The organism is Herbaspirillum lusitanum, from assembly GCF_026127345.1.
Taxonomy (GTDB): Bacteria; Pseudomonadota; Gammaproteobacteria; order Burkholderiales; family Burkholderiaceae_D; genus Herbaspirillum; species Herbaspirillum lusitanum.
Genome location: NZ_QXFG01000012.1, coordinates 113,077 through 127,010, shown reverse-complemented (window position 1 = coordinate 127,010; position 13,934 = coordinate 113,077). Strand labels below are relative to the sequence as shown.

The 13,934-nt window shown below is 62.9% G+C and carries 4 protein-coding genes; all 4 read left to right on the top strand.

What is annotated here, in order from left to right; translation table 11 throughout:
* The first annotated feature begins 20 nt into the window (after positions 1 to 20).
* On the top strand, positions 21 to 1,322 hold the full coding sequence (locus DXT88_RS18130) for an HlyD family type I secretion periplasmic adaptor subunit (protein WP_407649379.1): 1,302 nt from the start codon (positions 21 to 23) through the stop codon (positions 1,320 to 1,322).
* Between the two features lie 62 nt (positions 1,323 to 1,384).
* Complete coding sequence (locus DXT88_RS18125) at positions 1,385 to 3,058, top strand: hypothetical protein (RefSeq protein WP_016833361.1); 1,674 nt, start codon at positions 1,385 to 1,387, stop codon at positions 3,056 to 3,058.
* Positions 3,059 to 3,108: 50 nt separating this feature from the next.
* Positions 3,109 to 4,833 carry a peptidase domain-containing ABC transporter gene (locus tag DXT88_RS18120; protein ID WP_265215473.1) on the top strand — a complete coding sequence of 575 codons (1,725 nt, stop codon included), beginning with the start codon at positions 3,109 to 3,111 and terminating at the stop codon, positions 4,831 to 4,833.
* Positions 4,834 to 4,918: 85 nt separating this feature from the next.
* Positions 4,919 to 13,894, top strand: coding sequence for a beta strand repeat-containing protein (locus tag DXT88_RS18115; protein WP_265215472.1), 8,976 nt, complete (start codon positions 4,919 to 4,921; stop codon positions 13,892 to 13,894).
* The last annotated feature ends 40 nt before the right edge of the window (positions 13,895 to 13,934 follow it).

Below are 13,934 nucleotides of genomic sequence, written 5' to 3'. Positions count from 1 at the left end.
AGGCGCACAGCCGTCGTCTGATGCGCCTCATCGCGCCGCGTCTGGATCGCCAGTTGGGCGACCATGGGGAACTCGCGCGTCCGCGCCAGTTCATCCTGGTCACCGTATTCCTGTTGCTGTGCCTGCTGGTGTGGTCGTGGTTCGCCCAGATCGACATGGTGGTGCGCGGCGCCGGCCGCATCGTGGCTTCCGAACACAATCAGATCATCCAGCATCTGGAAGGCGGCATCGTGTCCGCCATCCTGGTGCGCGAAGGCGCCGCAGTGAAGAAGGGCCAGATACTGATCTCGATCGCCGATGTGCGCGCCAACGCCGACCTCGGCGAAGGCAACGTCAAGATCCTCGGCCTGCGCGCCCGCATCGCCCGCCTCAAGGCCGAAGCCGGCGGCGCGTCGTCGGTGTCGATGTCGCCCGAGCTGCGCACCGACGATCCGGCCGTGCAGAGCGAGCTGGCCTCATTCGCCGCGCGTCAGTCCAAGTTGACACAGGAACTCAGCGTGTTGCGCGAACAATCGGCGCAGCGCCAGGCTGAGGTCGGCGAAGCCGTCAGCCGCCAGAAGAGCCTGGTGTCCGAATTCGATCTGGCGCAGCGCCAGTACAAGCTGGTGCACGGCATGTTCGAGCGCAATGCCGCCTCGCAGCTGGAAGACATCCAGGCGCAGGCCAAGGCGCAGGATGCGCAGAGCCGCCTGTCCGCCACCAACGCCATGATCCCGCGCCTGACCGCCGCCATTGCCGAAGCCCAGGCCAAGATGGGTGAAGCATCGTCGCGCTTCCGCGCCGATGCGCGCAGCGATCTGACCGTCAGCGAAAACGAACTGGCGCGCCTGCAGGAAGAAATCAAATCGCGCAACGACCGCGTGTCGCGCTCGGAAGTGCGCGCGCCGATGGACGGCATCGTCAACCGCGTGCTGATCAACACCGTCGGCGGCGTGGTCAAGCCGGGCGACGCCATCATCGAAATGACGCCGACCGACGACAAGCTGGTGATCGAAGCGAAAGTGGCGCCGACCGATCGCGCCCAGTTGATGACGGGCGCACCGGCGCGCGTGAAGGTTTCCGCTTACGACTACGGTGTGTACGGCGCCATGAAGGGCGTGGTCACCGAGGTCAGCGCCGACACCGTGCCGGAAGAACGCGGCGAGCGCTACTACCGCGTCAAGATCGAAGTCACGCGCGACCCCAAGCTCGATACCGGCCTGCCGCTGATGCCGGGCATGACCGCCACGGCCGACATGATCGTCGGCCGCCGTACCGTGTGGCAATACCTGATGTCGCCGCTGAGCCGCTTCGGCCAGACCGCGCTCCGGGAACCGCGTTAAGCCGGAGCCGCGATGAACACTGAATTTTTCTTATCTTGTTTTTACTTTCGGAACCTGAACGTATGAAAAACCTGCGCAATTTCTATGCACTCGCCGCGATACCGTCGCTGTTCCTGCTGCTCGGCGGTTTCCTGTTCAGGGACTTCGTCCTGCACGCGATCCGCATCAATCCCTTCCTGAACCTGTTCATCATCGGCGTGGCCGTGTTCGGCGTCGCGCTGATCGTCTACAACATGTGGCGCGTGAACTGGGAGCACAACAAGCTCGCCTTGTTCTACGCCCGTGTCAACGACGGCGAGTCGATGGAGGATCTGGTCAAGGCGCCCGAGTTCCAGGGCAGCGAGATCGCCAAGGTGCTGGTCAGCGTCGCCAACACCAAAGGCCGCCTGACCTCGCGTATCGAACAGGAAACCATCGAGGGATCGCTGTCGGACCTGACGGCCCACCTCGAGGCCAAGACCGAATTCCCGCATTTCCTGACCGGCTTCATGATCGCGCTCGGTCTGCTGGGCACCTTCATCGGCCTGCTCGAAACCCTGGTCGGCACTGCGGCGCTGATCGACGGCTTCGGCAAGGCGACCCAGGGCGGCGACATGGATGCCTCGTTCATGCATCTGGTATCCGATCTGCAAAAACCGCTGGCCAGCATGGGCACCGCGTTCTCCGCCTCGATGTTCGGCCTGATCGGTTCGCTGGCGCTGGGCCTGACGCTGACGCCGCTGCGAGCCGCCAACAAAAAACTGGTGTCGCGTGCGCGCGAGTGCATCAGCGAAATGGTCCAGCACGTGATCCACGACATGAGCGGTCCAGGCACCAACGCCAGCGCCCGTCAGGGCGTGTCGGAGCAATTCCTGGCCGAGTTCCTGCAGGACCTGATGGTGCTGCAACGCGAATCCATCATGGCTGCGCGCGCCAGCTCGGAAGCCTCGATGCAGGCCGGTATCAAGCTCGAAGGCATGAACGACCGTCTGCAGAATATCGTCGAGCTCTTCCACGCCAGCATGGACGAATCGAAGAACCTGCGCCAACTGGTGTCCTTCGGTCCGCGCATGCATGAAGTCGGCCAGCAGACGCTGGAAGAAATCCGCAACGTCGGCCAGATCATCAACCAAAAAATGACATCTGCGCGCGATCTGACGCAGAGCTTGTCGTTGCTGGAAGAGCGCCTGTCGGTGAACGGCGATATCGCCCTGCGCAGTTTCGACATGCTGCCGAAGATCGTTTCCACCATGGAAGGCGGCCAGATGTCGCTGTCGTCGGCGCTGACCTCCTTGCAGGCACAGCAGTCGGAGGCCGCCAACATGACCGAAAAGACGGCGCAGCACATCGCACAGATGCCGACGCTGCTCAACCAGATTTCCATCCGTATCGCCGACGAACTCGGCGCGATCCAGCACCAGGGCGAAATCCACTCGGCCGTGTCCGAGCGCCTGGGCGAACTGGGCAAGGCCATCGGCGAGAACTCCAGCAACATGACGCGCGACGCCTTGTCGTCGCGCCAGCTGCAGATCGACCTGGCCAAGCACATGGCGATGATGAACGACCGCGTCAAGAACCTCACCGCCATCCCGACCTCGCTGACCTCGATCACCGAAGCGCTGATGCGTCAGAACATCAATACCCAAACCGTCATCGACGAAATGCGCAGCGGCCGCCAGACCATGGTCAAGGACTTACGCCTCGAAATGCGCGAAGCGATTCGGGAACTGTCGATGATCAACAAGGAAGCCAGCTGAGGTCGTTGACCGCAGCTGCAGCCTGAACAACCCGAGGCCTGAACGGATCCATGAATCAACGCGACCAGATCTACGTCGACCAGCCGCAAGCCGATTTGCGCTCCCTGCGTAAGGACCCGGTGTACCTGACGCTGATGCGCGCCTACGGCGGCCGCTTCGTCGAGATCGTCGTGGCCGGCGTGCTGATCAACGTGTTCGGGCTGTTCATGCCGCTGTACTCGCGGCTGGTGTACGACAAGGTGATCGGCAACCACATCACCGAAACGCTGTGGGCGCTGACCCTGGGCATGGCCTTGTTCATCGTGCTGGAACTGGTGCTGCGCATCATCCGCATGTATTACATCGAGCAACTGGCAGGGCGCTTCGACATCGAGTTCGACAACCGCTCGGTGCGGCGCCTGCTGGAGTCCAAAGTCACCGCGCCGGTCGGCGTGGTGCTGGCCAAGTATCGCGACCTCAGCAGCGCGCGCGACCTGCTGTCGTCGAACTACATGCTGATGCTGATCGACCTGCCGTTCCTGGCGATGTACGTGGTGGCGGTGGGCTTGCTCGGCGGTCACCTGGTGTGGGTGATCCTGGTCGGCGGCGGCATGCTGGTGGCTGCGCAACTGCTGTGCAAGATTCCGGCGACCGATTACAGCAACGCCGCCATGACCTCCGGCATCGGCAAGATCGACAAGCTGGCCAGCCTGGTGTTCGGCATGGAGACGCTCAAGACCTCGCCTTTGCAGGATCGACTGGTCAAGGCCTTCCTGTCGGATGCCGCCGACAACGCGGTGAGCCAGGCCAAGAGCCGGTTCTGGATGAACGCCGGCTACGCCTTGTCGACCGTGGGTTACACCCTGATCTCGGTGGGTACGCTGGTGATCGGCGTGTACCTGGTGGAAGACAATGCGCTCACGGTCGGTGCGCTGATCGCGACGTCGTTGCTGATCAGCCGCGCGACCTCGATGCTGTCGTCGGTCACCATGGTGCTGGGACGCATGGAAATGTTCAAGCGCGCCCGCGCCGCGTTCGAAGAAATGTTTGACGACACCGGGCCGGAGCAGGTGATCGCCGACGTGCTGCGCCAGGACATGCGCGGCCTGATCCAGGTGGTCAACCTGACGCTGCATCTCGACAAGAACGAAAAGCCGGCGCTGGACAATGTTTCGCTGGCGATCCAGCCAGGCGAAAAGGTCGGCATCGTCGGTCGCTCCGGTTCCGGCAAGACCACGCTGATGCGTGCGCTGGCCGGCTTGCACAAGATCGATGCCGGCAAGGGCCAGGTGCTGATCGACGGCGTGGCGGTGGCGGCCTACGCGGCGCCGGTGCGCATGCGCTGCATCGGCTACAAGCCGCAGGAGCCGTTCCTGTTCGACGGTAGCCTGGCGGCCAATATCTTCGTCGGCGATCGCATCGACAGCAATGAATATGAAGCGGCGCTGGCGGTGTCCGGCGTGGACGATCTGATCGCACGCGGCGAGCTGCGCCTGGACCAGATGCTCAAGGCGCCCGGCAACCTGTCCGGCGGCCAGCGCCAGATGGTCGCGCTGGCGCGCGCGGTGGCCGGCATGCCGACCGTGATGCTGCTGGACGAACCGACCACCGGCATCGACTTGTCGACGGAAACCCGGATCATCGAAAAACTGATGGCATATTCGATGTCGGCGCAACGCACGCTGGTGGTGGCAACGCACAGCACCGCCTTGCTCCGGCGCATGGATCGCATCATCGTGCTCAACGACGGCAAGATCGTCGCCGACGGGCCGAGCGCGACGATTTTGCAGCAATAACGGCAACAATGAATTTGACAGATGTGCAGCAGAGCAATCGCGCGCACTCATGATGATGTGATTGACTTCCTCAGCGAGGTTTGACATGGCGACAGCAGTTCCAGCGAAAGTAACCCCGGCAAATGCAGCCAATGCAGCCAATGCAGCCCAGGCCATCACAGGCTCTGCGCGCGTGTTCAATCCGGACCAGAACGGCAGCTTCCACCTCAACGTCCCGCGCGGTGCGGTCAAGCACGTGCAGGTGGTCGACGTCGACATGGTTCTGCAGCTCAACGACGGCAGCAAGGTGGTGCTGGCCGGCGGCGCCATGGGCGCGATGGACGAGAACTCGAAGATCGTTTTCGCTGACGCTTCGCAGGACACCGGCCGCCTGCTCGATCTGGTCGGCAAGATCCCGCTGCGCAACAATGACCAGTCTCAGATCCTCAATTCCGATCCGGTGAACAATCAGGCCGAAGGCAACGGCGCGGCGGACAATCACTTCACCTCCAACAATTCCGCCCAGGTCAATCCTGCCGCCACGAGTCAGCTGGCCAAGATCATCCAGGACAACGCCGGTTCGCTGACCAGCAACGGCCTGCAAAATCTGGCGTTGCCGTCGATCCCGATCCCGCCGCCGCCGCCGGTGACGACCGGCGCCGATTCGCTGATCAAACAATTGTCGCCGGAGATTTCGGAACGTCCGGGCTCGGTGCTGACGCCAATCGTGGTGGGCCCGCAGACACCGGCGATGACGCTCAACCTGCTCAACCTGACTACCCAGACCCAGGTCGGCAGCGTGTTGTACGGCAGCGGCGGCTCGCCAGCTTCGGCCATCGACGGTTCCAACTCGGTGCAGTTCGCACCGCAGGTGATCAACGCCGGCAACGACGTGCACACGATCTACGCCACCGGGAGCACCACGCAGAGCGACTTCATCAAGATTTTCAAAGTGAACGTCACCGGCGACGGCACCGTGAAATCGGTCTTGATCACCGGTGTGCCGTCGACGATGACGATCCTCAATGCCGTCAACCTTGGCGGCGGCAGCTATCAGATCACGCCGGCTGCCGGCGAAAAGAGCTTCGACCTGCAGGTGCAGTACACCACCAAACCAGCCGATCCGACCCAGCCGACGGCGCCGACGGCGACCATCAATTTCGATGTGTCGGTACTCACCGCCGACGGCCTGACGCACCTGCTCGATTCGCGTGTCGTGGTGATCAAGGACGCCAGTTCCTACACCGACCTGACCTATCTCGACCCTGCCACCGGCAAGAGCGTGTGGGTGCTGCCGGCGCAGGGCGTGCCGCATGAAATCCATGCCGGCGACGGCGGCGTCACCATTTATGGCAGCAACGCCAACGACTTGCTCTACGGCGGCGCGGGCGCCGACACCATCATCGGCGGCAGCGGCAATACCTACTTCGAAGGCGGCGCAGGCGCCGACACGCTGACCGGCGGCACGCAGGGCATCAATACGGCGGGCTACAAGAATTCCGGCGCGGGCATAACGATCGATCTTTCCACCGGTCTCGGTTCCGGTGGCGACGCCCAGGGCGATGTGCTGAGCAATATCCAGAACCTGATCGGCGGCGCCTACAGCGATACCTTCGTCGCCAACGACAAGGTCAATCGCCTCGACGGCGGCAGCGGCGGCACCGATACGGTGTCCTACGCGCATTCGGCCGCCGGCGTGACGGTCAACCTGATCACCGGGCTGGGCAGCAACGGCGACGCCGAAGGCGACACCTATGTCCATATTCAGAACGCGACCGGCAGCGCCTTCAGCGACATGTTCATCGCCAACACGGAAGCCAATCGTTTTGACGGCGGCACCGGCGGTTCCGACACGGTGTCGTACGCCAGCTCGGCCGCCGGCGTGACGGTCAACCTGAGCACCGGCGCGGGCGCCGGCGGCTCGGCGCAGGGCGACACCTACGTCCATATCCAGAACGTCATCGGCAGCGCCTTCAACGACACGTTCGTCGGCAACATCGACGCCAACAGTTTCGACGGCGGCAGCGGCGGCCAGGACACGGTCAGCTACGCCAACTCGGCGCAGGGCGTGTCGGTCAATTTCGTCAGCGGACGCGGCGTCGGCGGCGATGCGGACAACGATACCTACAGCCACATCCAGAACGTGATCGGCAGCGCCTACGACGACGTCTTCGTGGCCGGCATCGACAGCCGCATCTTCAACGGCGGCAGCGGCGGTTCGGATACCGTCAACTACGGCGCATCGACCGGCGGCATCATCGCCAACATGGTCACGATGACCGGCAGCGGCGGTTACGCGCAGAACAACACGTACGTCAATATCCAGAACATCGTCGGCAGCTCGTCGAGCGACATCTTTATTTCTGGCGCGGGCGCCAACCATTTCGACGGCGGTTCGGGCGGCTCGGACACGGTCAGTTACGTTTCGTCGAATGCCGGCGTCGTCGTCAGTTTGTTCGACGGCAGCGCGAGCGGCGGCTATGCCCAGGGCGACACGCTGCTGCATATCCAGAACGTCATCGGCAGCAATTTCGACGATCTGTTCATCGCCAGCGCCGACAACAACCGCTTCGATGGCGGCGGCGGCGTCAATACGGTGAGCTACGAGAAATCGGTGGGCGGCGTGACGGTCGATCTGACTGCTGCCGGCACCGGTACCGGCAGCGCCTACGCCAACGGCGACTCGTACGTCAATATCCAGAACCTGATCGGCAGCATCTACGACGACGTGTTCATCGCCAACGCGGACGCCAACAAGCTCGACGGCGGCCTCAGCTCGGCTACCTCGCATAATCGCGCCAGCTATGCGTCCTCCGACGCCAGTGTGACGGTGGACCTGAATTATGCCGACGGCACCGGCACCAGCGGCGGCTATGCGACCGGCGACAAGCTGATCAACATCCAGGACCTGACCGGCAGCCAGTACGACGATACTTTCATCGCCAGCAACGACGCCAATTCTTTCGACGGCGGCGTCAGCGTGGCCGGGTCGCATAACCGGGTGAGCTACGCGGCCTCGACGGCGGCGGTGACGGTGGACCTGACCAAGACCGACGGCACCGGCACCAGCGGCGGTTATGCGACCGGCGACAAGTTCGTCAACATCCAGGACCTGACGGGCAGCCAGTACGACGACACTTTCGTGGCGAACAACGACGCCAACAATTTCGATGGCGGCGTCAGCGCGACGGGATCGCATAACCGGGTGAGCTACGCGGCATCGACCGGCGCCGTGACGGTGGACCTGACCAGGACCGACGGCACCGGCACCAGCGGTGGTTTCGCGCAAGGCGACAAACTGATCAACATCCAGGACCTGACCGGCAGCCAGTACGACGATACCTTCGTGGCCAGCAGCGACGCCAACAATTTCGACGGCGGCGTCAGCGCGACGGGATCGCATAACCGGGTGAGCTACGCGGCATCGACGGCGGCGGTGACGGTCGATCTGACCAAGACCGACGGCACCGGCACCAGCGGCGGTTTCGCGCAAGGCGACAAACTGATCAATATCCAGGACCTGACCGGCAGCCAGTACGACGATACCTTCGTGGCCAGCAGCGACGCCAACTATTTCGACGGCGGCGCCAGCGTGACGGGGTCGCATAACCGGGTGAGCTACGCGGCATCGACGGCGGCGGTGACGGTGGACCTGACCAGGACCGATGGCAGCGGCACCAGCGGCGGTTTCGCGCAAGGCGACCGGTTCGTCAACATTCAGGACCTGACGGGCAGCCAGTACGACGATACCTTCGTGGCCAGCAGCGAGGCCAACAACTTCGATGGCGGCGCCAGCGTGGCGGGATCGCACAACCGGGTGAGCTACGCGGCATCGACGGCGGCGGTGACGGTGGACCTGACCAGGACCGACGGCAGCGGCACCAGCGGCGGTTTCGCACAGGGCGATACCCTGGTCAACATCCAGGACCTGACCGGCAGCCAGTACGACGATACCTTCATCGCCAGCAGCGATGCCAACAACTTCGACGGCGGCGCCGGTTCCAATACGGTCAGCTATGCCGCATCCAATGCAGGCGTGACGATCGACCTTGTGCTGGGCGGCGGCAGCGGCGGCTATGCGAATGGCGACACGTATCTGAACATCCAGAACATCATCGGCAGCACCGGCGACGACATGTTCATCGCCAACGGCGCGGCCAACCGCTTCGATGGCTTGGCCGGCAGCAATACCGTCAGCTATGCCAAGGCCAGCGACAGCATCGGCGTGGTGGTCGACCTCGTGAACAATACCGGCAGCAACGGTTTCGCCGCCGGCGACACCTACGCCAATATCCAGAACGTCATCGGCTCGACCAATGACGATACCTTCATTGCCTCGTCGGTGACCAATGTGTTCGACGGCTTGCAGGGTTCGGATACGGTGAGCTATGCGTATTCCACCGCGGGCGTCACGGTCAATCTCGTCACCGGCCAAGGTCTCAACGGCTTTGCAACCGGCGATACCTACGCCAATATCGAAAACGTCATCGGTTCTTCGTTTGATGATCTGTTTGTCGCCAGCAGCGACGCCAATAGCTTCGAGGGCGGCGTCAGCACGGCGGCGTCGCATAATCGTGTCAGCTATGCGTCGTCGACCACAGGCGTCACGGTTGACCTGAGCCGCACTGACGGCGTCGGCACGTCGGGCGGCTACGCAGCCGGCGACAAGCTGAGCAATATTCAGGACCTGACCGGCAGCGCCTTCGACGATACCTTCGTGGCGAGCGCGGCGGCCAATAATCTCGACGGCGGCACCAGCACTTCTTCCTCGCACAACCGTGTCAGCTACGTCAATTCCACGGTGGCGGAAACCGTCGACTTGTTCAACGGCAGCGGCAGTGGCGGCGTCGGCAGCTTGGCCAACGGCGACACCTATACAAACATTCAGGATGTGACCGGCGGTGCCGGCGACGACAGCTTCATCGCCAGCCTGGCCGCTAACAAATTTGATGGCAGCGGCGGTACCCACAACCTGGTCAGCTATGTCAATTCAACCGTTTCGGAAACCGTCGACCTGTTCCTGGGAACAGGTAGCGGCGGCGTCGGCAGTCTCGCCAACGGCGACACGTACACCAACATTCAGGATGTGAAGGGCGGTTCGGCCGACGACATCTTCGTTGCCAGCGCGGCAGCCAACAAATTCGACGGCGGCGGCGGCACCCACAATCGCGTCAGCTACGCCAATTCGGCAGTGGCGGTGACGGTAGACCTGGTCGCCGGCACGGGTACGGGCGGGCTGGCCGATCTCGACACCTACACCAATATCCAGGACGTTACCGGTGGCGGCGGGGATGACACCTTCGTCGCGAGTGCGGTAGCCAACAAGTTTGACGGCGGCGGCGGCACGCATAACCGCGTGAGCTACGCGACTTCGGCGGCGGCAGTGACGGTCAACCTGTTCAATGGCACCGGTACGGGCGGACTGGCCGATCTCGATACCTACACCAATATCCAGGACGTCACCGGCGGCCTGGCTGACGATATCTTCATTGCCAGCTCGGCCGCGAATAAATTCGACGGCGGCGGCAGCAACCACAATCTGGTCAGCTACGCCAATTCGACCGTGTCGGAAACCGTTGACCTCTTCACCAGCAGTGGCAGCGGCGGCGCCGGCAGCCTTGCCAACGGCGACACCTATACCAACATTCAGGACGTTACCGGTGGTTCGGCCGACGATACGTTCGTCGCCAGCCTCGCGGCTAATAAGTTCGATGGAGGCGGCAGCAATCACAATCGCGTCAGCTACGCCAACTCGGCCGTAGCGGAAACCGTCGACCTGTTCCTCGGGACCGGCAGCGGCGGCGTCGGCAGTCTGGCTGCGGGAGACACTTACACCAACATTCAGGACGTGACGGGCGGCTCCGGCGACGATATCTTTATCGCCAGCCTGGCGGCCAACAAGTTTGACGGCGGCAACAGCACCGCGACATCGCACAACATGGTCAGCTACGTCAATTCGACTGTGGCCGAAACCGTTGACCTGTTCGCCGGAACAGGTACCGGCGGCGCGGGCAGTCTGGCCAATGGCGACACGTACACCAATATCCAGGACGTCACCGGCGGCTCGGCGAACGACACCTTCGTCGCCAGCGTCGCAGCCAACAAATTCGACGGCGGCGCCAGTACGGCGACGTCGCACAACCGGGTCAGCTATGCCAACTCGACCGTGGCGGAAAAGGTCGATCTGTTCCTTGGCGTCGGTACGGGCGGCGCAGGCAGTCTGGCCAACGGCGACACTTATACCAATATCCAGGACGTCACCGGCGGCTCCGGCGACGATACCTTCGTCGGCAATGCCGCCAACAATAATTTCGATGGCGGCGCCAGCACCGCGACGTCGCATAACCGCGTGGATTATTCCAATTCGGCTGCGACCGTGACGGTCAATCTGGTGACCGGGGTTGGCACCGGCGGCCTGGCCGCCGGCGATACCTATGCACGTATCCAGGACGTGACCGGCGGCACCGCCGACGACCTGTTCGTCGCCAGCCTGGACGGCAACAGATTCGACGGCGGCACCAGCACTGCGACATCGCATAACCGGGTCAGCTACGCCACTTCCACCAGCGCAGAAACGGTCAATCTGTTCAGCGGCGCCGGCAGCGGGACCTATGCCGCCAACGATACCTATACGAATATCCAGGACGTCACCGGCGGTACCGGCGACGATATCTTCTTTGCCAGCGCAGCCGCCAATAATTTTGACGGCGGCACCAGCACCGGCACGTCGCACAACCGTGTGGACTATTCCAACTCGGCCGTCGCCGAAACCGTGGACTTGTTCAACGGCGCCGGCAGCGGCGGCGTCGGCAGCCTGGCGGCAGGCGACACGTATGCCAATATCCAGGACGCCACCGGCGGCTCGGGCGACGATATCTTCATCGCCAGTGCGGCTGCCAACAAGTTTGACGGCGGCACGGGCTCGGATACGGTCAGCTATGCCGTCGCCAACGATGGCAACGGCGTGACCGTGAACCTGAATACCAACGTCGGCACCGGCGGCTTTGCTGCCAACGACGTCTACGTCAGCATCGAGAACGTCATCGGCACGCAGTATGACGATACCTTCGTGGGCAATGCTTCCGCCAATACGTTCAACGGCGGAGTGGGTTTGGATACAGTCAGCTACGCCGGTTCGAGCTCACCTGTCACCGTCAATCTGAGCGTGGGCGGCGGCGCCGGCTCCGGCGGCTTCGCACAAGGCGACACCTATATCAGCATCGAGAACGTCATCGGCGGCAGCGGTGCCGATATTCTGACGGGCGCCACCACGGGGGCGACCGTGCTGACGGGGGCCGCCGGCGGCGATACCCTGACCGGTGTAGCGTCGAATCGCGCCAATACTTATGCCAGTTATGTCGGCTCTGCGGCGGTGACCATCAATCTGAATTTCACCGACGGCACCGGCACCAGTGGCGGCGACGCGGCAGGCGACAAGCTCAGCTTCATCGATAATCTGATCGGCAGCGGCAACGACGATATCTTTGTCGCCAACAACCAGGCCAACAACCTGAATGGCGGCGCCGGATTCGACACCGTGAGCTACGTCAGTTCGGATGGCGGCGTGACCGTCAACCTGAGTACCGGCATCGGCGCGAATTTCTATGCGCAGGGGGATGTTTACACTAGCATCGAGAACGTCATCGGCAGCACCTTCGCCGATACGCTGACCGGCGCCGGCGCCAACAAAACCATCCTGACCGGCGGCGGTGGCGGCGATACCCTGACCGGCGTGACGACCAATCGCGCCAACACCTATGCCAGCTATGCCGGCTCGGCGAGCGGCGTCACCGTCGATCTGAACGCGACGGACGGCACCGGCACCAGCGGCGGCGATGCAACGGGCGACAAGCTCAGTTTCATCGATAACCTGATCGGCAGCAGTTTCAACGATACCTTCGTCGCCAACAACCAGAACAACAGCTTTGACGGCGGCGCGGGCGGCGTCGATACAGTGAGCTATCTGGCGTCGGGCGTGGGCGTCACCGTGGATCTGTCGAACACCACCGGTGCGGGCACCAGCGGCGGTTTTGCCAACGGCGACAAATTCACGGGCATCAGCAACCTGATCGGCAGCAACTTCGACGATGTTTTCTTCGCCAGTTCCGCGGCCAACGCCTTCGAGGGCAGCGGCCATGCCGCCAACGGCGATACCGTCAACTATGCGCGTTCAGGCAATGCCGTGGTGGTCGACCTGTTCCACCACACCGGCTCGGCAGGCGTGGATGCTGCAGCCGGCGCCGGTGTCTCGTTCTCCACCGGCGACTCCTACAGCAATATCCAGAACGTGGTCGGCAGCAATTACAACGACACGTTCTATGCCGACAGCAACGCCAACAAGTTCGACGGCGCCGGCGGCACCAGCGATACCGTCAGCTACGAGTTTTCCAACGCCAACGGCGACATCATCGCCAATCTCGGCACGCATGCAGGCACCGGCGGCGACGCCAACGGCGACACTTACACCAACATCGAAAACCTGACCGGCAGCGCCTTCCTCAACAGCACGCTGACCGGCGACGCCAATGCCAATATCCTGACGGCCAAAGGAACGGCCACCACCAATGCGCTCATTGGCGGAGGGGCGGCAAGCGGTACCGATGTCTTCAATGCGGTGGATGGCGGGACCAACAGCGTGGCGGTCGGCAGCGGCCTCAATACGATCAACGTCAGCGCCGGTTCGCATAGCTCGCTCGGTGCGCAGAGCGACATGGTCAACCAGGCCACGGGGGTGTCAAACATCTCCACCATCAGCGGCGGGGCCGGCACGACGACCTTGCATTTCGCCGACCTGGGCAGTTCCATCACGCTGGCCAATTTCTCCAGCAAGGTCACCGGCATCACCACCCTCGACATGACCAGCGGCAGCGGCACCAATATCGTGATCACCGCTGACGATGTCATCAAGATGGGCATCGCCAGCGGTGCCTCATCGCATATTCTGACGGTCAAGATGAGCGGTAGCGAGAGCTTGCAGATTGCGGCCAACGGATCGGACCATTACGTCTACTTCCCCGGCACCACGGACTATGCGTTCTACAACGCATCCAATGTGGAAGTTGCGCGGATTCACCTGGCGTAACGCGTTTGTCGTCCGCTTTTCCGCTACCTGAATTGATCGG

What these genes read in the sequence shown, in the direction of transcription:
- DXT88_RS18130 (WP_407649379.1), top strand. Translation starts at nt 21, where the DNA reads ATGCGCCTCATCGCGCCGCGTCTGGATCGCCAGTTGGGCGACCATGGG.
- DXT88_RS18125 (WP_016833361.1), top strand. Translation starts at nt 1,385, where the DNA reads ATGAAAAACCTGCGCAATTTCTATGCACTCGCCGCGATACCGTCGCTG.
- DXT88_RS18120 (WP_265215473.1), top strand. Translation starts at nt 3,109, where the DNA reads ATGAATCAACGCGACCAGATCTACGTCGACCAGCCGCAAGCCGATTTG.
- DXT88_RS18115 (WP_265215472.1), top strand. Translation starts at nt 4,919, where the DNA reads ATGGCGACAGCAGTTCCAGCGAAAGTAACCCCGGCAAATGCAGCCAAT.